The following is a 21,225-nucleotide window of genomic DNA, read 5'->3' on the forward strand; positions in this document are numbered from 1 at the left end:
ATGTTCTTAGACCTCCTTCGCCGCCGCAACCCGGCGCTCCTGCAAGCGGCCGCCCGGTTCCACCAGAACGGTCAGATCCCGGCCAACACCTATGTGATCGACCTCGACGCAGTGACCCGAAACGCGGCAGCCATCTCGGCCGAAGCCAGCCGACTCTCCCTGACCCCGTTCGCTATGACGAAACAGATCGGGCGCAACCCGGACGCCTCCCGGGCAATCGCCGCCGGCGGCATCGACAAGGCGGTCGGGGTGGACCTCGAGTGCGCGATCGCCGCTGCGACCGGCGGCCTCCGGACCGGTCATCTGGGGCACCTCGTCCAGATTCCCAAGCATCGCGCCGCCGAGGCGGCCGCACTCGAACCGCTCTACTGGACGGTTTTCTCGGAAACGAAGGCGGCTGAGGCCGGCGCGGCCGCCCTGGCGCACGGCCGGGTCCAAGACGTCCTGTTGCGTATCCAGGCCCCGGGCGATCGGTTCTATCGCGGACACGAGGGCGGGTTCGACGCCACAGACGTCGTGGGCGCTGCCGACCGGATCGACGCCATTGGGGGCGTTCGGTTCGCCGGCATCACCACTTTCCCCGCAACGCTCTTTGACGCCACAACGGGTGCCGCACGTTCCACTCCGAACCTCGCCACGCTCACCACGGCGTTGCGGGCACTGGAACGAGCGGGCCGCCGGGATGTGCAGGTGAACGCACCAGGAACGACCTCCGTTTCCATCCTGGCAACGCTCGCCGAAGCCGGGGCCACCCAGGTGGAACCGGGCCACGGCCTAACGGGCACCACTCCGACCCACGCGGTGCAGGATCTCGTGGAGGAACCCGCCATCGCCTATGTCTCCGAGGTCTCCCACCTCTGGAACGGCGACGCCTACGTCTTCGGCGGTGGCCTCTACATCGACCCGGTGCTCGGCGGCTCGACGACCACAGCGCTCCTTGTGGCGCCGGATACCAACGCGGTCACCGCGCCTGAGCTGCGGGTGGACATGCCGGCAGCCGACGCGATCGACTATTACGCCACCGTTCCTCTCGGCGACCACCGCGCACAACCAGGCGACACCGTGCTGTTCGGGTTCCGCCCCCAAGTGTTCGTCACCCGCGCCCTCACCGCCGGCATTGCGGGCCTATCCACCGGAACGCCGACGGTCGCCGGTATCTGGTCTTCCGACGGCTCAGCACCCCTCACCATCTCCGACACACTCGCTGCACCCAGGAGGACAGCATGATCATCGCAGACCCCACATCCACGCCGAAACCCAACGACGGAACGGTCAAGCCGCTACGGCTCGACGGCATCAGCAAGCACTTCGGCGGCATCGTCGCCATCAAGCGGTTCGACCTCGAGATCGAGCCAGGCGAGATCGTCGCCCTTGTCGGCGACAACGGCGCCGGCAAATCGACGCTCGTCAAGATCATCTCCGGCCTCTACCAGCCCACCGACGGGGAGATCTGGTTGAACGGGGAACGCACCATCTTTCGCGACGCCTCCGATGCGCGCACGAAGGGCGTCGAGGTCGTCTACCAGGATCTCGCACTCGTCGACCTCCAGCCGGTGTACATGAACCTGTTCCTCGGCCGCGAACTGCGCAAGCCGCCGTTCGGCACGCTCGATCGCAAGGGGATGGCAACGCGCACGCAGGCGCTCGTCGACGAGCTGGATGTGCGCATCCCCTCTGCGAAATCGACGCTCAGCGACCTTTCGGGCGGCCAACGACAGGGTATAGCCATCGCTCGCGCCACCCATTGGGCCAGCAGCCTTGTGCTCATGGATGAACCGACGGCGGCCTTGGGGGTGGCCGAGACCGCGAAGGTCGAGGAGACCATCCTCAAACTCAAGGAGCGCGGCGCCGCCGTACTCGTCGTCAGCCACAACATGGAGCAGGTCTTCCGCATCGCCGACCGGGTTACCGTCCTCCGACGTGGGACACAGGTGGGAACCCGGCGCGTCGCCGACACGTCCCACAATGAGCTGATCTCGATGATCACGGGGCTCGCCTCGTGAGCGCGGCGATCATCGACGGGCCCGGGGCACTAATGCGGGCGGAAATCGCCGAGCAGCCCAGCCGCTGGATCGACCTGCTTGATGACCAGCGGGCCGCCATCGACGCCGCCGCCGACCTGATCCGTGAAACCCAACCAGAATTGCTCGTCTTCGTGGCACGAGGGTCAAGCGACCATGCCGCGATGTACGGCCAATACCTCGTCCACAACCTTCTTCACATCCCGGCCATGCTGGCGACCCCGGCAACGGTGACCGCGTTCGACACGAGCCTCCGCTACCCCTCGACTGTCGCCATCGCCGTATCCCAATCGGGCCAGTCCCCGGACCTCCTCGCGACCGCCGAATCCATTGCCGAAGCGGGCGTGCCCATCGTCGCGATCACCAACGATTCCCGGAGCGCCCTCGCCGCACTCGGGCGCGTTCATATTCCGCTCGCGGCAGGGCCGGAACTCTCGGTTGCCGCGACCAAGACATACACCGCGGAGCTCTTGGCCATCGCACTCGTGGTGTTCCGCGTCGCCGGCCTCGATTGGGACGACATCGGAACTCGCGTCCGTGCGACAGCGGAGGAGGCGATCGCAGTCCTCGGTCAGCCGCTCGACGAGCTGGTCGATGCGTTCGAGGGCCGCGAACGCATCCTCATCGTCGGCCGAGGCTACGGGATGGCCACCGCGAAGGAGGGTGCCCTCAAGCTCATGGAGACGAATGCGATCGCAGCCTCGGGCTGGAGCGCCGCCGATGCGACCCACGGCCCGCTCGGGCAAGTCGTGCCTGGTGCGGGCATCATCGCGTTGACGCGCGGCGACGCAGGCCGCGACTCCGTCATCTCCTTCGCCGAAGCGGCCACCCGGCTTGGCGGGCTCGTCGCTGAGCTGGGTGGCCGGACAATCGCGGCCGCCCAGGTCCAGATGCCGAGCGCCACGGTGTCGACCGAACTGTCGCCGCTCGTCGACATTCTCCCGCTGCAGAGACTGGCCCTGGAACTGGCACTACGCCGCGGACTCGACCCAGACAGTCCAGTCGGTCTCGCCAAAGTCACCAAGACCCACTAACGGTTCCGGGATGACGGCCGCGATGTCCAGGGAAGGCAGGAAGCTGAACAATGAGAGTAGGACTGCGGCTGCAGGGAACCAGCTGCCGGACCGTTGTGCTGAACGGGCGGACTGTAGTTTCAGCCATTCGGGAGGTGCACGCGGGCAGTTTGTCGGAAGCCTTGGAATTGTCCATGTCAGGGCTCCGTCGGGAGTTCGGGCCAGGCATCACGGAGATCACTGCCGACGTCGGACGGGTCTTGGTGGAGCGGAAACTGGCCGACGTTGTCGCCATCCGCATTTCGCCCCGTCCGCCCGCGGACGCCTTCCACATGACCGTGCCGCCACCCCTTGTTGAGCCTGCAGTGACCCGGACCGTGCATGTCCGCGGGGGTCACGACCTGCGGGGACGGCCTCTGGCCCGGTTGGACCTGGAGGCGTTCCTGGCCGATCTCCCCGGCATCCTTGCCGGTGACGCACGGAACGTGGCGATCACTTCCGTCGGTTCGACCGCGTCAAGGAACCATGAAACGCGTATAGCCGATGCCATCCTAAGCAACGATAGAGATATGCGGATCAGTATTTCCAGTGATTTCTATTCCAGTGTTTTCCGGGACCGCGACTACACGGCCATCCTAAACAGCGCCCTGATGGAGACGGGGGAAGAGCTGGCTGCAATGCTTACAGAGGCAGGCCGGCGGCAGTTCCCGGCCACCCACTTGTCGTTTGCAAAGAACGACGGCGGCCGCGCGCCTCTGTCACGGTTGGCGTTGGCTCCTGTGCACGGGTTGCACGCCGAGCCCGCGATGGCAATCCTTGGCGCGGCCACACTGGCGGGAATCCCCAACGGGGAAGTCATTCTCTGCATGGAGGCTGGGGCCACCGTGGGCCACACCCGCGGAGGGCTGCCTGTCTCCAGAAGCCTCATTCGCCAAGGATTCGACGCAAGCCTCGCCAGCAACGCCGCCATTCTCGAGCCGTACACCATCCACCACCCGGTTCGCCCCGACATCCCGTCCGTGATTGCCGACCTCCGCGAGCGGCCGGAGAGTGCGCTGCCCTTCGGGCTGGTGCCCACTCTGCCAGCGGTGCAGGACGCCGCACTGGTAGGGTCTGCAGCGGCGCCGCTGACTGCGTGGATCGACAGACTCGAGACCGTCAGCGGCCGGGTTGACCTGGAACGCGTACAGAACCTCGCCGAAGAGGACGCCCACTCAGCGGCGGTCCAGTTAGGCGCCAGCCCCGGGCAAACCCGCATCCTTGAATCGAACGTCTACGCCATGCCCTACGGTAATCCCGGAATCGTTAGTATCCGGGTCCAAGCGGCAGGAGAAACGTCCGCCGACGAGGAACACGTGCTGCCCGCTGCCGTGCGGGGAACCAACCCATGAGCACCATACTCACTACCGAGGACATCCGTAACCTCCGCACCGGGGCCCACTTCCTGACCTGCACCATCGACCCGACGGCCATCTACATCTACGCCGAGATGATTCAACGAGCGATGGAGGACCGGTCGTTGGAGCTCATCACCGTCGATGAGCTTGCTCCCGACGATCTGGTGGTGGCGGTCGGAATGGTAACGCAAGGCCTTTTCATCGCCGACATGCCTCCCGTGGGCGATGAGTTCCTTGGCTGCATCCGTGCCATCGAGGCGAGTCTCGGCCGGTCGGTGCGGGCGATCTATTCGCTCGCCGCCGCCAACATCAACGGAATCGTCCCCCTTATGGTTGGGCTGCAGTCCTCGCTGCCTGTCATCGATTCCGACCCCATGGGCCGTGTTTTCCCCTTGATCAGCCAGACAACTCTGAACATTGGAAACGTGGCAATCGGCCCTATCGCGCTCATGGGGGTAACCGGGGAACGGGCGGTTGTTGAGGTCGAAAGCCCGCAGCGGGCCGAAACGCTGGTGCGTGCACTGGTGACCGAACTCGGCGGCTGGGCAGCCACAGCCATGTATCCGTGTTCCGCGCAACAGCTGAAGGAGCATGGCGTCCATGGCTCCATCAGCCGGATGATCCGGATCGGGCAAATCCTTGACGCGAGCACATCGGTTGAGAGAAAGCTGTTGTTGCTCGCCGATCTCCTCGGCGCGACGCGCATCGCCCGGGCCCGCGTGAGCCACATCGAAAGCCTCTCCCGGCCCAGCGACCTCGGCCTGCCGGCGCAGCCGTCCAGCGTAACGCTCGAAGACGAAACCACCGGACGCATCGTCCGTCTTGAAATCCAGAATGAGATCCTGCTGGTCCTCGTGGATGGTGCGGTGACAGCAGCCGTCCCGGACATGGTGACGCTACTCAATTCCGAGCACGGCACGGTGGTCAACATCGACGACGTCCAGGTGGGCGACGTCATCGACATAATGAAGATCACGGCAGCGGCGCAGTGGTACACGGAGGCGGGGTTGGATCTCACCGAGCCAAAGGCCTTCGGCATTCCGATCGTGCACCCAAGGCGGAGACATGCGTAGATCGAAAAATGAAACCCGCCTCGATGTCGCCGGGCTATTGGCGCACGGTTCCCTCCGTGGCACCACTCCGCTATATCTCACTCCATCCAGCGGGCTGATAGAAAGTGTTGTTCTCGTCTCCCAGCTTGAAGCAATCCGGCAGGTGCGGCCCAATACCGTGGTGGTCCTCACCTCAGAGATGGGATCAGGGGGTTGGCTTGTGTCAGCGGCGCTGCGACACGCCTGGGAGCGGCGGGCCAGCGCCGTCGTCGTAGCCGGCAGCGCCTATGCAAGCGCGGCGGTCGGACTGGCAGAGCGGTTGGGCATCACGCTGCTGGCCACTGATGGGGAACCTGCAGCGCTCGCCTTGGCGCTGGCGGCCGAGATCGGAGCGGCCCTGTCAGTGGTCGATGCGGAACTGGCCAGGGTTGCTCGGACAGTCGCAAAGGACACCACACTCGGTGATGTCCTCAAGACCATTTCCAGGGAACTGGACGGATCCGGAGTTTCGCTGGAACACGACGGCGTTGTTCTGGCCTCCGCCGGAATGCCTCCACGGGAGACTGACGAAGTCATCACCGTGGAAGTCGGCGAGGCCAATAGTGCCGTCCGCTTCACCCTCACGGCCCGCGTGCCCACTTCCGGCGTCCACAACCTGCGGCTGGTCCGCTCAATCCTTGAAGTAGCCACCCCCTCTGTGAAGGCTGCCTGGCTGTTGGAGGACCTACTCAGCACTGCCCGGGCCGTTCCCACAGCAGCTATCGCCGGGTTGGATCAGGACCCTGCCGCGTCAGGCGCGGAGTTCGAGGAAAAGCACCGACATCTGCTGAAGCAGTTGGGCTGGCGCGAAGGGGAGCCGTACGTGGCCGTGTGGTTCCGCAGCGGGCAGGTGCAAGACCATCGGCCCGAGCTGACGGCCGTGTTGCGCCTGCTCTGGCGCAAGGTCACAGTACGCAGCCCCTTGGCGGAGGTTCAAGGCGGTTGGCTGACGCTCGTACCGGCCGGGGAGGAGGACGCCTCCACCCAGCTCGAAACCCGGATCAGGACACGTCTGGGGCCGGCTCTTGCCGAGCTTGGCCTGGTGGCGGGACTGTCCCGATGGCAGGAGGATGTCCCAGCGCTGGCGTTGATCGTGCGTGAGGCGCGGCTGTCCGCTGAATCCGCCCGGTCAACGGGACCCGGCACGGTTCTAGGCTTCGCCAGCCTCGGGGTGGTCGCGGCCACGACCTTCGTCGACATGGCCGCCGTCGCGCTCGTGGCAGAACTATCACTGCCGCGGCTGATGACCTCCCCTGACCGCGACGTAATCATTACCGCAGTGGCCGTCTTCCTCGATCACCGCGGCTCGGTCAGCCTCGCTGCGAAAACCCTCAACCTGCACCGGAACACCCTGCAGGCCCGGCTTAACCGGGCGAGGGAACTCGGTGTCCCGCTTGATATTCCCTCTGAGCTGCTGTCCGTCCACCTCATCGCCAAAGTGCTGCAGCGCGCGTCTTCATCCGTCAGCAGTACGTGACGGCGCGGTCCATGCCTGAGCTCGACCCCGGTCCGTGTCCGCGGACTGTTCCACGGACACGGACACGGACACGGACACGGAGCCAGGCGCGTCCGGGCTAACTTATTTCGACGACAATCTTCCCTGACTGTTCGTTTGACTCCATGTAGCGGTAGGCATCAAGCACTTGGTCGAAAGCAAAGACCCGGTCGACTCTGGGCCGCAGGGCCCCGGAGCTAATCCGCTCGAGGATGAAGTCGACACCTCGCCGCCGCTCATCGGCCCGTCCGACGTGGTTGAACATTGAGTACGGGTGGAAAACCGATTGAGTCCTGCACATTGCGGCCATAGGGACGACGGGCTGCAAATCGCTCAGCGTTCCGTAGCCGAAGATGACGGCGTTGGGTGCGAGGTGATCGACGTAGGTGCCGAGGGACTCTCCTCCGACAGGATCGAAAGCGACCCGCACGCCTTTGCCATCGGTGGTGCGGTCGATGACTTCGCCCAGGTCGTCGACTCCTACGAGGGCCACTTCGTTTGCGCCGGCCTCGAGGAGGAGCGATCGCTTCTTCTCCGACCGTGTCGTCGCGACCACCTTCGCCCCAAGTGCGCGTGCGATCTCGATGGCGCCAAACCCGGCTGAACTGGCGGCGGCCGTCACGAGCACTGTGTCTTCGGATCCGAGGTTGGCTACTTCTGCGAAAGCGAAGTAAGAAGTGAGATATTGCATCCACACAGAGCAGGCTTGGGCGTCCGAAAGTTCCGGTGGAGCAAGGGTTAGGTAGTCTGCCGGGAGGACGGCTGTTGTTGCCTGCACGCCGTCGGTTGTGGTGAAGAATGGAATGCTCGTAACGCGGTCGCCGATGCTGAAGGCGGTGACGTTCGCGCCGATCTCGGTGACGGTGCCAACTGCCTCGGAACCAATGCGCGAGGGGAACACCGGGATGGTGTAGTGCTCTCCGTGGATGAACATTAGATCTGCCCGGTTGAGTGCGAATGCTGCGACGTTGATCCGGACATCGTTTTCGGCGACTGGACGTGGAGAAGCAGCTTCGACGGCCAGCACATCGGGGCCGCCTAATTTGCGGAAGACAACCGCGGATTCCGGCCTGTTCACGAGGACACCGTGGTCATTGACACCATGTGCTTTGGCTCGAGGGCCGGGAAGAACCGCTGGCGTTCTTGGGCCGTGGGCCCGTCGTAGCCCAGGCGCTTGCTGTGCGTCCAACCGAACCGACGAACCGAGTCGACGAGCTGCTCGGCGTGTTTGAGCGGGGCCACAGTCGCGTCGATCACGGGTACGCCGATTTCCTCTTGAACCGTTCGGAAGAATCCGAATTCGGCCGTGCAGCCGAGGATAACGACGTCGGCGCCGTCCTGCTCCACGGCTTTGCGGGCTTCGGTCATGATCCGCTGTTCCGTGAGTGCCGGGTCCTCCTGGAAGTCATCGACGCCCATCTCAAGCACGCGCCATGAGGCAAGACGGTCTGACGCGCCGCAACGATGGACGTTCTCGGCCATCTCGGGAATCCACTTTTTCCTTCCCACGAGGATGGAGAATCGCTCGCCTAGACTTCCGGCGATGCTCAGCGCCGAGTGGGCCGGGCCCACAACCACCATGCGATCGGTGATTTCGCGTGCCGCCCGCAGCGCGGGGTCGTAAAAACAGCCGACGACGGCGGCGTCATAGCCTTCTTCTTCCGCCCACCGCACTGTTCGCAACAGCTGTGGAAGCATAAGTGCCTCGAAAGCGTTGTATTCAACGTGGGAGGGGCCCTCTCCGTCAAGGGAAACGACATCAACTTCGGTGCCGGGACGGACTATCTGGCGGAAGGAATCCGCCATCGCTCGGTTGTACGCATCGGTGTAGAGCGGGTTGATCCACAGGATTCGGGCGTTCTCCGAGAGATCGTGGAGATTGTCGGTGGGGGTGATCATTCCAATTCACTTCCTTCGGTTTCGGGCAAGAACAGGCCAAGGATGACTGTGACAAACAAGAACATGTTGATGAACAGAATTGTCGAGGTGGCTCCGGTGGCGGAGGCTAGGAGGAACCCGACAAGACTCGGTGCGACCGTATTCGCGACGCGCTGACCGAAAATCCCGAACCCGTAGCCTGAGCCACGAAGGGCTGAGGGATAGAGCTCGCCCATCCACGTGTCCCAGACACCCCAGGCTCCCAGAGCGAAGAAGGCCAGGGAGAACATGCCGAGATACATTTCGGTCTCGGTTGAGGCTGTCGCGAAGAAGAAGCCGCCGCCAGCCGCGGCGAGGACGTAGATCGTGAATATCCATTTGCGGCCAAAGCGTCCGGTCAGGTAGGAAGCCGTCATGTATCCGGGGATCATGAGGACCGCGCTCAGGGCAATGAAGGCAAAGCTTGATGAGGCGCTCAGTCCCCGCCCTTCAAGCAATGTTGGCATCCACGATTGAAGTCCCCAGTAGCCCCAAGAGAAGGTGAAGTTGATGAGGACTTGAATGACCGTGACCCGGCCCATCCTCCCCTTGAAAAGGCCCCAGATGGACTGCTTCTTGCCCTCCGAGACGGTGAAAATGGTGCCACGGGAGATGCCGCGGGCTCCCAGATGGTCGAGGACATCGTGCGCCTCTTCATTCCGCCCCCGCCTCGCGAGCCAGTACGGGGATTCCGGAACGATCTTGTACAGAACGATGCCCCAGAGGCTGGCAAGTGCGCTAACAGCAATGACCCAGCGCCAGCCGTGCCCTCCGATCAGAGCAGCGGTGCCGAGGGCGGCCAGGATACCAATCGGCCACCCTGCGGCCAGATAGACCGTTGCCTTTCCGCGGGCCTTGACCGGGAGCAGTTCTTCAAAATAGGGGAAAGTCACAGTGAAGACGCCGGAGAACAACAGCCCGGAGAGGAAACGAGCCACCGAGAGGGTCTCAAAGTTCGGTGCGAAGCAACTCAGGAGCGTGAAGACGCCATAACCGGCGAAGCTCCATGCACACGTGGCCTTCCTACCGATCCGGTCAGAGATGGGCCCCCAAACTAGTGACCCGGGGATCATGCCCAGGAAGAGCGCCGAGATGGCGATTCCTACCTGCGTCGTGCCGACCTGCAGGCTGGTAGCCAGATCACCAGCAACGTAGGTGAGCATGAGCATTTCCCAGGCTTCGATTGCGAAAGCGAAGAATAGAACGGCGCAGATTTTAAAGTGGATGGACCCGAAAGGCATGTCGCGGAACGCGTGCCCGACGGCCATGGAGCGAGGCGGGCTCGCCGTCCCGGGCGCTTGCCCTGAAATGAGTGGGTCGATGCTGGACATGTCTTGACCTCCGATATTTTGGACAGGATAAGAAGTACACGCAGTGTTTCTGGGCACGGAGAACAGTCCGGATATTAGGGAATTCACCTCGGAGCAGCTCACCAAAGCCTCCACTCGGGGTAGCTCTTCCTGGCCTCCCGCCGAGTGATTGCACTCACACTACAAGCGGGGAGTGCTCAGAAAGTGTTCACTTTGCACTTTTTTGATTCGAGCGTTTGGGCGTAAAGCACTGCCCCTCTAAACGCGCACCCTCTGGGGCGCCGGTCACCGTTCGTTCCAGCACTTGCGCCTGCCCCGGCCGGAATGGCTCGTGCCGCTTCAGGCCACCGGCCTCGTCAGCTCTGGTGCCCGCACAACCCTGTTATGCACTCTGCCCGTCCAGCCGTAGCCCAATCATGCAGTATGCCCACCATCTTGCTCGGCCCCGTATGTACCGTGATGTCCCACACACAAAGTTCCATCCCAAGACCATGAGGAGATATACGTGCCGAACTACAGGGTGTCGATGGATATCGGCGGAACCTTTACCGACATTGTGGCGTACGATCAGGACGCCGGAACCTTCGCGGCTACGAAAGCGTCCACCACGCCGGGGAACCTGAGCGCCGGAGTCATCGCAGGCCTCGAATCGATAGTTAATGATCTATCGGACATCGATTTCCTGGTCCACGGCACCACCCAGGGCCTGAATGCGTTCCTGGAACGTCGGGGGGTTCCCGTGCTACTGCTGGCAACGGCCGGCATCGAAGATACCTATCACATCGCCCGCGGCCCGCGTCTTGAGCTCTACAATGCTCAATACCGCAAGCCTGCCCCGCTGGTCGATCGCAAGGACGTCATCGGCGTCGGTGGCAGGCTGGACAGTCAAGGCCAGGAACTCCGGCCTTTGGACGAACTGGCAGTCCGCCAAGCAGCGCGCCGGGCGGTGGAGGAGGGCTACGGCGCCGTCGCCGTTGCGTTCTTGTTCAGCTACAAGAACCCCTCGCACGAGCTCCGGGCCCGCGAAATCTTGATCGAGGAACTCGGCGAAGAGTTCACGGTCTCCCTCTCGCACGAAGCAGCGAAGGAATGGCGCGAATACGAGCGCACGTCCTCCGCCGTCGTCGAGGCCTACACGGGTCCGGTCGTACGCAACTACCTCTTGGACTTGGAAGAGAAACTCGCTGACCGGGGAGTGGAAGCCCCGCTGCACATTATGCAGTCCTCCGGCGGCGTTCTTACCGCAGAGTCCGCCCGTAAGCGCCCGCTGCAGACACTGCTTTCCGGCCCCGTCGGCGGTGCCATGGGCGATGTCGAACTGGCAGGTGTCTCGGGAAACCGCAACCTCATCGGTGTGGACATGGGCGGCACATCCTTTGACGTTTCCTTGGTGGTCGACGGCAAGCCGGATGTCTCCACGGAAGCCCACCTTGAAGGTCTGCCGATGCTCATGAGCGTCGTGAACATCCACACCGTCGGCGCTGGCGGCGGCTCCGTCGCTTGGCTCGAAGCCGGCGGCCTCCGGGTGGGACCGCGTTCCGCAGGAGCCAACCCTGGACCGGCCTGCTACGGCCGCGGCGGGACGGAACCCACCGTTACCGACGCCAACCTGGTGCTCGGCCGAGTCGACCCCGACTGGTTCGCCGGCGGACAGGTGGCCTTGAACCGCGAGGCCGCGATCACAGCCCTGAAGACAGTCGGTGACCAGCTCGGCCTTGACCCCATCGCCATGGCCGAAGGCATCTGCGACGTCGCCAACTCGCAGATGGCCCAGGCCATCCGGACCATCACCATCTCCCGCGGCATCGAACCCCGCGACTTCGCCCTCGTGGCCTTCGGCGGAGCCGGACCCATGCACGCTGTCTTCCTCGCGAAGGAACTTGGCATCCCGGAAACGGTCGTTCCCCGCTTCCCCGGCGCTTTCTCGGCCTGGGGCATGCTGCAGACCAACATCCGCAAGGACTTTTCCGAACCGTACTTCTACCTCGACGAAGACATCGATGTGGCAGATATGGCCGGCATCCTGCGCTCGATGGAAGTAGAAGGCCTGTCGTCGCTGGTCTCGGAAGGGGTCCCGGAGGAAAGCCGCGCCACGACGGCGTCCGTGGACGTCCGCTATCAATCGCAGGAGTTCTCCCTGAACGTTCCCCTGACGTCCGCTGACGAACCCGAATCTCCGGACTTCGTCGCGAACCTCGCTGTCCGCTTCTCCGCGATGTACCACGAGCGCTACGGCCACTCCAACCTCGGCGCCCCGATCGAAATCGTCACGCTGCGCACGCAGGCCGTCGGCGACCTGGGACGGCTGGAAGCTCCCAGTTACGTAACCGCACGGGGCCCGGAGTTCAAGCACGAAATACGCCGGGTGGTCTTTGACCACGTCGAGCAGGACACCATCGTGGTCCGCCGGGACGACCTCGGTGCCGGGCACACATTCGAAGGACCAGCCATCATCGTGGAGCAGACCGCCACCACCGTGGTTCCCCCCGGGTTCAGTGTCAAGGTCGACGAGTTCGGCTCACTGGTTATCCGCTCTGAAGACGTCGAAGGAAACTGAGGTACCAAAAATGACAATTGCAGCAGTCAAAACCCTGGATCCCGTCACCGTGGAAATCATCCGCAACGCGCTCACCAGCGCCGCGGATGACATGAACGCCACACTGATCCGTTCCGCTTACTCACCCATCCTCTACGAGGGCGGGGACTGCGTTGTGGCCCTGCTGGACACCGAACACCGCGTGCTCGGGCAGTCCGCCGGCCTGCCGCTCTTCCTCGGCAACCTCGAAACCTGTTCCATCGCTGTGGAGGAGATGTACGGCCGCGCGGTCTGGCAGGAAGGGGACATATGGATCCTCAACGACTCATACCTGGGCGGCACCCACCTGAATGATGTGACCCTTTTTGCTCCGATCTTCGACGAAGGCGCGGTGGTCGGATTCGCCGCCACCCGTGCGCACTGGATGGACATGGGGTCCAAAGATGTGGGCGGCTCGATGGACTCGACAGATATCTTCCAGGAAGGCTTCAGAATGGGGCCGGTCAAGCTGGTCGAAGCCGGAGTCGAGACTTCGGTTGTGGACCTGATCCGGACCAACGTGCGCTTCCCCTACCAGACCATTGGTGACATGCATGCGATGATCGCAGCCCTCCGGATGGGGACCACCCGGATGAAGGAGCTCGTGGGCAGGTACGGGATGGAGCAGCTGGATGCCGCCCGGGATGAGATCTTCCGCCAAACGGAGGAAATTGAGCGTGCGACCGTCAGCAACATCCCGGACGGGGTATACGAAGCCGAGGGCTTCCTGGACAACGACGGCATCAATTTGGACACTCCCATTCCGATCAAGCTGCGGATCACTGTAGCCGGCGACACCGTTGACTTCGACGTCACCGGATCGGCGGACCAGACCCTGGGTCCGGTCAACTGCGGTGCTGCCCAGGCCGTCTCGGCACTGCGCGTTGGCTACAAACTCCTTGTCAGCCCTGAGTCCAACTCCAACGGCGGTTCCTTCCGGCCAATGACCACTCAGGTGCGGTCCGGCTCCGTGCTCGGGGCCGTAACGCCGGCCCCGTGCCAGTGGTACTTCTCCCACCTTGGGCTGCTGATCGACCTCGTCTCTAAAGCGATGGCTCCTGCCATGCCGGAACGCGTCGCCAGCGCCAGCCACGGTGACTCAATGATCATCACCGCCGCCGGTTTCGACACCCGCTTCGGCCGGAACTTCGTCACCATGGAAGCAACCCTGGGCGGCTGGGGTGCCTGGCAGGGCACGGATGGTGAATCAGCCATGATCAATAACGTCAACGGCTCTCTCAAGGACCTGCCCATCGAGATGCTGGAAACCCGCTACCCATTCCGGATCAATGAGTACTCCATCCGCCCCAACTCCGGAGGTCCCGGGCAGTACCGCGGCGGCAACGGCGTGGTGCGCGAGTACGAATTCCTGGCCGACTGCGTGGTCGGGCTCTGGTTCGAACGGTCGAAGACCCCCGCCTGGGGGCTCTTCGGCGGATCAGACGCCCAGGGCCCGGAGGTTGTGATTAACCCCGGCCGCACTGATGAGGTCCGCACGCTGAAGGCGAACGCCCGCAAGGTCAAGGCCGGCGATGTCGTCCGCCTCGCCGTGGGAGGGGGCGGCGGCTTCGGAGACGTCTCCAAGCGCTCCCGCGAGGACATCACCTATGACATCGTCAACGGTTTTATCACCGAGGACTTCGCCAAGACGCACTACGGCTACTAAGCACCGCCAGCTGATGGGTTCCCATCTAGAAAGGAAAGGACCTTATGAGTTCCCAGTTTGAATCCTTTGGCGACGTGTACGCTCACGCCCAGGAGGCAGTCGGTGTCACGCTCTTTACCGCCTCCGTGATTGCTGAGAATGGCGCCAGCATGGCCCGCGTCTACACCACGCATCCCGATGTCTATCCGGTGGGCGGGAAGAAGACTCTCGCCGGGGACACGAACCAAGTGTGGCTGAAGCAGGTGCTCAATGGACAGCAGCCGTTCTTGGGGGCGGATAAGGAAGCGGTCCGCGCATTCTTCTTTGATTCGGCAACCATCGAGTCATTGGGCTGCGGGGCCATCGTCAACGTTCCGGTCGTGAGCAACGGCCAGACTATCGGATCCATGAACTTCCTCGGCCCTGAGGGCAGCTACGACCAGAGTTCGGTGGACGCAGCCGTGGACGTTGCACGGCGGTCAGTCCATCTGCTCGAAGAATCCCTTACCGCCGCCAGCTAGTTCCTTCACGGGCGGGCACCAATTGGGGGCCCGCCCGTGCTGGACAACAGGAAGGAACCGTACGTGACCACTCCGGAACGCCTGACAATACGGAACGCCCTAATCTTCGACGGTGAATCACCTGAGCTGATTGAGGGCTCAATCAGCATCCGGGATGGCCGGATCATCGCCGTAGGGCGGGAGGTGGAAGAGACCGGTGCCGTCCTTGACGCCGGCGGCCGAACCGTGATTCCAGGACTTATCGATGCGCATTTTCATGCTTACGCGCTCAGCCTGACGTCCGCCAGAAACGAGACGGGGCCGCTGAGCTATTCTGCACTGGTCGGAGCAAGGCGCCTCGCGGCTACACTGCTCCGCGGGTTCACTTCGGTTCGTGACGTAGCCGGTGGTGACGTTGGCCTTGCCAGCGCCATCGAGGAGGGTCTGTACCCTGGTCCGCGCTACTTCTTCACAGGCCCGGCGCTAAGCCAGACAGGCGGACACGGCGATATCCGTCCCGCGAACGACGGAGGATGCTTCCATGGCGGGCACATGTGCGAAGTGGTGGACGGCGCCGAAGACCTGCTGCGGACGGTGCGTCACCGCTTCCGCACAGGCGCCTCCGCTATCAAGCTCATGACCTCCGGAGGCGTCGTTTCACCGGTCGATCCGATTCGGGTTCCGCAGTACAGCGCGGCGGAAATCCGAGTCGTAACCGAGGAGGCTTCCCGCCGGGGCAGCTACGCCACGGCTCACGCATATTCGCCCGAGGCCATTCGCCATTCAGTACTCAACGGGGTTCGCTGCATCGAACACGGCAACCTGCTGGATGCCGAAACCGCCCAGCTAATGGCCAACAATGACGTCTATCTGGTCCCCACCTTGGTGACCTACGAAGCCATGGAACGGCGCGGCAAGGAAGTCGGCCTCACCGAAGTGGGAGCGGCCAAGAACCGGGAAGTGCTAGAGGCAGGGAGGAACGCCGTGGCACTGGCCCGAGATGCGGGGGTCCGGATTGGGTTCGGAACAGACCTCATGGGTGAACTAGAGGATGAGCAACTGGCCGGACTTCGCCTGCAGTGTGAAGTGCTTGGCGTGTACGGCGCCCTCCGGTCGGCAACGTCAACCAACGCCGCCCTGCTTCGGCGCGGTGACCTTGGACGCATCGCCGTAGGGTTCTGCGCAGACTTGGTGGTGCTAGACGGGAATCCCTTCTGTGAGCCCTCGATCCTCTGGGACGAAAGCAAGACGCGTACCGTCATCAAGGACGGGCAGATCATCTCCACCGGTGCCCTTCGGGGCGCGGCGGACTTAACCTTAAACGTTCCGGTTGCCTGAGAAAGCCGGAAGACGGACTTGTGCGCGCCCGGGCGCCGACCCGGTCATGCTGGACGTACCCCAAACGGGTCCTGGCTGCTTTGGATACGGCGCCAAACACATCGACACAGCAGCCTGCCCAGGATCTCCGGGAGGAGAAGGTGCTCAGGCAGGTTGGGCGGCGGCCTTGAATGGATCACCGAACCGCGGTTGGGTGAGCTCTGCGTCGAGCTCCGCCCAGGTTGGCGGGTTGGCGCCGGGACGGCTCACGGTGATGGCCGCTGCCATGGAGGCGCTGCGGCCTATCGTTTCGAGCACGGACGGGGTGAGGCCTTCGCCGGTGCGGTTCAGGAGCCCGTGGATCAGTGCGGACATGTAGGAGTCTCCGGCGCCGATGGTATCGGCTACCTGTGTTGCCACCGCGGGGATGGTCAGTTGCGTTGCGGCGGTGGAGAGCAGGGAGCCGGAAGAACCAGTGGTGATGACGGCCAGTTCGGCGCCCAGGGCGAGGACCCGGGCTGCGATGTCCTCCAGCGCTGTTCCGGGGTACAGCCAGTGTGCGTCGTCGTCGCTGAGTTTGACGACGTCGGTCAACGGCACGAGTTCTTCGAAGATTGTCTTGGCTTCGTTGTGGCTGCCCAGCAGCGCGGGCCTGATGTTGGGGTCATAGGTGACCAGGCACGAGTCGTGGCATTGCAGCATCAGGGACCGGACGGCGGCTGCCCCGGGGGCGAGGAAGCGGTTGACGGCCGGCCCGAAGGCTCAGGAACTCAGCATTGAATCTCCTGTTTTTGCATTCGGCACTTGCCGTGTCTGACAACGATGTCAGGTAAGATGCAACCCGGATCACAAAAGGGAGTCAATGGTTCTCCGAATAAGAAGGAGCAGGCCGTTGACAACGTTGTCTAACCGTTACCAAGCCGAAGCCGCGAAACAGCGCCCGACCATGCGCGACGTCGCTGCGCTGGCGGGCGTGGGGATCAAGACAGTATCCCGGGTCGTCAATGAAGAGCCCGGCGTCTCGGAAGCCAAAACGGTGCGGGTGCTCCGGGCCGTGGAACAGCTGAACTACCAGTTGGACATGGCCGCGGGCAGTCTCCGCCGCACCGGGCGCCGGACCCTGTCCATCGGCTTGCTTCTGCCCAGCGTGGCCAACCCGTTCAGCGGGGAAATCCACCGCGCCATTGAAGATGCCCTGGCGGCGCGCGGCCTTGCCATGTTTGCCGCGAGCCTGGACGACGATCCCGAGCGGGAGAAAGCCCTCGTCGCCGCGTTTCTCAGGCGCCGGGTCGACGGGCTTATCCTCACACCCATTGCCAAGAGCCAGGCCCACGTCATCCCGGAACACTCCCAGGACTTGCCGGTCGTTTTCATCGACCGCGAACCCAACGGGATCGACGCCGACGCCGTCGTGAGCGACAACGCCACCGGCGGAGCGCGGGCGGCCGCCCACCTGCTCAGCCACGGCCACACCAGGCTGGCATACCTTGGAGACCGGACCGACATCCAGACCGCACGGGAACGCCGCCGGGGGTTCCTGGAGGAACTCGCCCGCTCCGGCATCGCCGTGTCCGACGTTCCCGCCATTGAGAACCTTCACGACGAAGAGGCAGCACATCGCGCGACACACGAACTGCTCGCCTCCCGGAATCCCCCTACCGCGATATTCTCCAGCCAGAACCTGGTCACCTTCGGCGCCATGAGGGCACTGAAGGAAGCGGGCGCGAGCCACAAAGTGGCCCTGGTCGGTTTCGACGACTTCGCCCTCGCGGACATGATGGAACCGGGCATCACGGTCATCGCGCAGCACCCTGAACGCATTGGCAAACTCGCCGCCGAAAGGATCCTGGCCAGGATCGACGGCGACCAAAGCCAGCCCAGCACCTGGGTTGTCCCCTCGGAGTTGATCGTGCGCGGCTCGGGCGAACTCCCACCATCTGACTGACCCAACCAACCACTCCAACAATTTCGCCTGAAAGAAGGAACCCACCATGACCAAAACGTTGTACGCAGAATTCACTGTCAAGCCCGGCTGCGAAGCCAGCGTCGCGGAAATGATGCGCGAGCTCACCGAACACGTCCGCGCCGAGCCGGGAAACGTGGTCTTCTGGCCCTACACCAGGGAATCCCGGCCCAACGAGTACTTCGTCTTCGAGGTCTACCGCGACCAGGCCGCCTTCGAGGAGCACATCGGCGCCGACTACGGACGGAAGTTCAACGAAGAACTCGCAGGCCCCATCGAGGGCGACGGCTCGGAACTGACCTGGCTCCGGGCGATCCAATAGCCGCCGGCACGATCCTGGGAGCCTGCGTCCTGCACATTCACCGCTCCCCGCGGACGTGCACGCTTTGCCGGAGAAAGGACCGGTGGGTAGATGAAAAGAAACCTACCCCTGAGGGAAATCAAGCTGCCCAGGATGACGGTGAACGCACTGCTGAGGTCAGGCGTGCAGACGGTGGGGCAGCTGATCGCCCTCTCAGCCAAGAACCTGAGGGAAGACGTCGCCGGCATCGGTGCCGGCAGCATCCTGGCCATCGAAGACGCGCTGGCCGATGAAGGCCTGCGACTGGCCCCGGACAACGGAAGCGACCGGTACATCCGTCCCCCAGACCGTCACGTCCGCAACCACAAGGCCTGGCTGCAACCCGTCGTCGAGCTGCCCGTGCCCGCCCGGAACGAATAGGCAGCCTGGCAGAAAAACTACGGGCCCAGTTCGCTTGAACCGGGCCCGTAGTTTGTGTGCAAAATTTACGCCGTAACGCCACTTGGCTGCCGCGTCGATGTGAGGTCCTCGACGGCCTTCTGCATGTGTCGCTTTATGGCTTGTTGAAGTCCGCTCTGGTCGCGCGCCTCAAGAAGGTCCAGGATGTCTTGGTGTTCCTGTACCAGCACATCTATGCGGGGATATGAGACTTCCAGGCTGAGGATACACATGCGGGATTCCGCGGCAAGTGTCTCGTAAATCCGGATCAGTCGAGTGTTCCCGGTGCCTGAAACGAAAGCGGTGTGGAATTGCATGTCGAGCCTGGCGATCGCCTGCCAGTCCGACGCCGCCACCTGCTTTGCCATGTTCTTGATGATGCCCTTGAGCTCTCGGCAGGTATCCGTGATCTGGTCGGGACCAGAGTCGAGGAGAGTGTTGGCGGCGGCCAGTTCCACTGCCTCGCGCACGGCGTAGATCTCTTTGATGTCTACGGTTGAAAGCTCCAGCACGAAAACGCCGCGGTTACGCTTGCTGACTAGGATGCCTTCCTGGCATAACCGTTGCAGAGCTTCCCTGAGTGGCCCCCTTGACGTGTTGAGCTGGCTAGCCAGGGCAGATTCGTTCACCTGCTGACCGGGCCTGAAAGCCCCTTGGACGATGAGCTCTCGGAGTTGGTCAGCGATCAGCTGCGCCGTGGGCCGGCCCTCCAATACGAACATTCCCTCCGGTGCCGCCATTGACATCCCCTCATTTCATACTTCGCCAAATTGAATCTATTAGACCGCTATCGCGGTGTACTTGTATTCCAGGAATTCTTCGATGCCGATCTTTCCGCCTTCACGTCCCAGGCCCGACTGTTTGACGCCCCCGAAAGGAGCGGCGGGATTGGACACGATGCCGGTGTTGACACCGACCATTCCGACCTCCAGTTCCGCTGAGAACCGCATGGCCTTGTCGACGCTTTCGGTGAACACGTAGCCCACCAAGCCCCATGCGGTGTCATTGGCCATACGGAGTACTTCGTCCTCACTGTCGAAGGGAGTGATGGCTGCTACCGGTCCGAATATCTCCGTGGTCATCAGCTCGGATTCCAGCGCCACATCCGTCAGGACAGTGGGGGAGTAGAAGTAGCCGGGACCTTCCGGGTGGCTTCCGCCAGTCAGCACCCGTGCACCCTTGGAAACGGCGTCGGCAACAAGAGACTCCACTTTGTCCAACCCTGCCTGTTCGATGAGCGGACCCACTTCTGTGCCTGCCAAAGCGCCGTTGCCCACCTGCAATTCTGACATCTTTTTGGAGAACTTCTCGCCAAACTCCTCTGCAACGGAGCGGTGGACGAAGAAGCGGTTTGCGGCCGTGCAGGCTTCGCCCATGTTCCGCATCTTTGCCTTCATGGCTCCATCCACTGCCTTCTCGACGTCGGCATCGGCGAGCACGATGAACGGTGCGTTCCCGCCGAGCTCCATGGAAGAGCGCATGACGTTGTCAGCGGCTTGCCGCAAGAGGATTTTGCCCACCTCGGTGGAGCCGGTGAAGCTGATCTTGCGGGCGATGCCGCTGTCCGTCCAGGTCCGCACCACGCCGGAAGCGCTCGACGTCGTCACGACGTTCAGGACGCCGTCGGGAAGTCCGGCTTCCTGGAAGATGGCAACCAAAGCCAAGGAGGTCAGCGGCGTCAGCTCGGCCGGCTTGAACACCATGGTGCACCCTGCGGCGACTGCGGGGGCGATCTTGCGCGCTCCCATGGCGAGCGGGAAGTTCCAGGGCGTGACCAATACCGACGGTCCGACTGGTTCCTTGGTGATGAGGATGCGCGTATTTCCGTCCACGGAGGTGGTGCTGTCGCCGCCGATCCTTACGGCCTCTTCCGAGAACCAGCGAAGGAACTCGGCGCCATAGGCTACTTCGCCCCTTGCCTCGGCAAGGGGCTTTCCCATTTCGGCGGTCATGATCGCCGCGAGCCGGTCGGTGTTGGCAATGACCAGATCGAAGGCACGCCGCAGGATGTCGGCCCGCCGACGCGGCGTGGATTTGCTCCACTCCGCCTGCGCGCGACCTGCGGCCTCGATGGCCAGGGCGGCGTCTTCAGCACTGCCGTCTGCGACGTGGGCAATGACTTCGTTCGTGGCCGGGTTCTCTACCGGGAAGGTGGCTCCGTCAGCAGCGCTTTGCCATTTTCCGTCAATAAACAAGTCTGTTTGGAGAGTGGTGGGATCAAATGGGGGGTTCATGTTCGCTC

Annotated in this window: 18 protein-coding genes and 1 pseudogene; 13 read left to right on the forward strand and 6 right to left on the reverse strand. The window is 63.3% G+C overall.

What is annotated here, in order from left to right; genetic code table 11:
• The 6 genes from QRN52_RS21950 to QRN52_RS21975 all read left to right on the forward strand — a co-directional run bounded on the left by QRN52_RS21950 (position 1) and on the right by QRN52_RS21975 (position 6,999).
• The gene (locus QRN52_RS21950) at positions 1 to 1,227 is read left to right on the forward strand and encodes an alanine racemase (protein ID WP_284755818.1); all 1,227 of its coding nucleotides are present in this window, start codon (positions 1 to 3) and stop codon (positions 1,225 to 1,227) included.
• Complete coding sequence (locus tag QRN52_RS21955) at positions 1,224 to 2,003, forward strand: ATP-binding cassette domain-containing protein (RefSeq protein WP_284755821.1); 780 nt, start codon at positions 1,224 to 1,226, stop codon at positions 2,001 to 2,003. The genes QRN52_RS21950 and QRN52_RS21955 overlap by 4 nt, the downstream gene beginning before the upstream one ends.
• Positions 2,000 to 3,055, forward strand: coding sequence for an SIS domain-containing protein (locus QRN52_RS21960; RefSeq protein ID WP_284755823.1), 1,056 nt, complete (start codon positions 2,000 to 2,002; stop codon positions 3,053 to 3,055). Before QRN52_RS21955 ends, QRN52_RS21960 begins: the two co-directional genes overlap by 4 nt.
• 173 nt (positions 3,056 to 3,228) lie before the next feature.
• The gene (locus QRN52_RS21965) at positions 3,229 to 4,425 is read left to right on the forward strand and encodes a hydantoinase/oxoprolinase family protein (protein WP_284755824.1); all 1,197 of its coding nucleotides are present in this window, start codon (positions 3,229 to 3,231) and stop codon (positions 4,423 to 4,425) included.
• Positions 4,422 to 5,504 (forward strand): DUF917 domain-containing protein, encoded by a 1,083-nt coding sequence (locus QRN52_RS21970; protein WP_284755825.1) that lies wholly within the window; start codon positions 4,422 to 4,424, stop codon positions 5,502 to 5,504. The genes QRN52_RS21965 and QRN52_RS21970 overlap by 4 nt, the downstream gene beginning before the upstream one ends.
• Positions 5,497 to 6,999 (forward strand): helix-turn-helix domain-containing protein, encoded by a 1,503-nt coding sequence (locus QRN52_RS21975; RefSeq protein WP_284755826.1) that lies wholly within the window; start codon positions 5,497 to 5,499, stop codon positions 6,997 to 6,999. Before QRN52_RS21970 ends, QRN52_RS21975 begins: the two co-directional genes overlap by 8 nt.
• A 97-nt stretch (positions 7,000 to 7,096) precedes the next feature.
• On the opposite strand, the gene QRN52_RS21980 is transcribed toward QRN52_RS21975, so the two are convergent.
• Genes QRN52_RS21980 through QRN52_RS21990 form a run of 3 tightly spaced genes read right to left on the reverse strand, consistent with a single transcriptional unit; the run spans position 7,097 to position 10,265 of the window.
• The gene (locus QRN52_RS21980) at positions 7,097 to 8,095 is read right to left on the reverse strand and encodes a zinc-dependent alcohol dehydrogenase family protein (RefSeq protein WP_284755827.1); all 999 of its coding nucleotides are present in this window, start codon (positions 8,093 to 8,095) and stop codon (positions 7,097 to 7,099) included.
• A complete protein-coding gene (locus QRN52_RS21985) occupies positions 8,092 to 8,916 on the reverse strand; it encodes an aspartate/glutamate racemase family protein (RefSeq protein ID WP_284755828.1) in 825 nt (274 codons plus the stop codon). Before QRN52_RS21985 ends, QRN52_RS21980 begins: the two co-directional genes overlap by 4 nt.
• Entirely contained in the window at positions 8,913 to 10,265 is a 1,353-nt protein-coding gene (locus QRN52_RS21990; RefSeq protein WP_284755829.1) for an MFS transporter, read from the reverse strand. The genes QRN52_RS21985 and QRN52_RS21990 overlap by 4 nt, the downstream gene beginning before the upstream one ends.
• Positions 10,266 to 10,749: 484 nt before the next feature.
• Between QRN52_RS21990 and QRN52_RS21995 the strand changes: the two genes are divergently transcribed.
• The 4 genes from QRN52_RS21995 to QRN52_RS22010 all read left to right on the forward strand — a co-directional run bounded on the left by QRN52_RS21995 (position 10,750) and on the right by QRN52_RS22010 (position 16,302).
• A complete protein-coding gene (locus QRN52_RS21995; protein WP_284755830.1) occupies positions 10,750 to 12,801 on the forward strand; it encodes a hydantoinase/oxoprolinase family protein in 2,052 nt (683 codons plus the stop codon).
• 10 nt (positions 12,802 to 12,811) lie between these two features.
• Complete coding sequence (locus tag QRN52_RS22000) at positions 12,812 to 14,485, forward strand: hydantoinase B/oxoprolinase family protein (protein ID WP_284755832.1); 1,674 nt, start codon at positions 12,812 to 12,814, stop codon at positions 14,483 to 14,485.
• Positions 14,486 to 14,529: 44 nt separating this feature from the next.
• Entirely contained in the window at positions 14,530 to 14,985 is a 456-nt protein-coding gene (locus QRN52_RS22005) for a GAF domain-containing protein (protein WP_284755833.1), read from the forward strand.
• Positions 14,986 to 15,048: 63 nt separating this feature from the next.
• Positions 15,049 to 16,302 (forward strand): metal-dependent hydrolase family protein, encoded by a 1,254-nt coding sequence (locus QRN52_RS22010; protein WP_284755834.1) that lies wholly within the window; start codon positions 15,049 to 15,051, stop codon positions 16,300 to 16,302.
• Between the two features lie 144 nt (positions 16,303 to 16,446).
• Here the strand turns inward: QRN52_RS22010 and QRN52_RS22015 are convergent.
• A pseudogene (locus tag QRN52_RS22015) lies at positions 16,447 to 17,031 on the reverse strand (PfkB family carbohydrate kinase); the annotation flags it as partial.
• 196 nt (positions 17,032 to 17,227) lie between these two features.
• Here QRN52_RS22015 and QRN52_RS22020 point away from each other — a divergent pair.
• From QRN52_RS22020 to QRN52_RS22030, 3 genes are all read left to right on the forward strand, one after another.
• Complete coding sequence (locus QRN52_RS22020) at positions 17,228 to 18,226, forward strand: LacI family DNA-binding transcriptional regulator (protein ID WP_284755977.1); 999 nt, start codon at positions 17,228 to 17,230, stop codon at positions 18,224 to 18,226.
• A gap of 46 nt (positions 18,227 to 18,272) precedes the next feature.
• Positions 18,273 to 18,566, forward strand: a complete 294-nt coding sequence (locus QRN52_RS22025; RefSeq protein WP_284755835.1) for a putative quinol monooxygenase — start codon at positions 18,273 to 18,275, stop codon at positions 18,564 to 18,566.
• A 90-nt stretch (positions 18,567 to 18,656) separates the two neighbouring features.
• Positions 18,657 to 18,965 carry a hypothetical protein gene (locus QRN52_RS22030; RefSeq protein ID WP_284755837.1) on the forward strand — a complete coding sequence of 103 codons (309 nt, stop codon included), beginning with the start codon at positions 18,657 to 18,659 and terminating at the stop codon, positions 18,963 to 18,965.
• A gap of 65 nt (positions 18,966 to 19,030) precedes the next feature.
• Here QRN52_RS22030 and QRN52_RS22035 read toward each other — a convergent pair whose 3' ends face one another.
• Positions 19,031 to 19,723 carry a GntR family transcriptional regulator gene (locus QRN52_RS22035; protein ID WP_284755838.1) on the reverse strand — a complete coding sequence of 231 codons (693 nt, stop codon included), beginning with the start codon at positions 19,721 to 19,723 and terminating at the stop codon, positions 19,031 to 19,033.
• A 39-nt stretch (positions 19,724 to 19,762) separates the two neighbouring features.
• A complete protein-coding gene (locus QRN52_RS22040) occupies positions 19,763 to 21,217 on the reverse strand; it encodes an NAD-dependent succinate-semialdehyde dehydrogenase (protein WP_284755840.1) in 1,455 nt (484 codons plus the stop codon).
• Positions 21,218 to 21,225: the final 8 nt, after the last annotated feature.

This window comes from Arthrobacter sp. efr-133-R2A-120, assembly GCF_030209835.1.
Classification (GTDB): Bacteria; Actinomycetota; Actinomycetes; order Actinomycetales; family Micrococcaceae; genus Arthrobacter.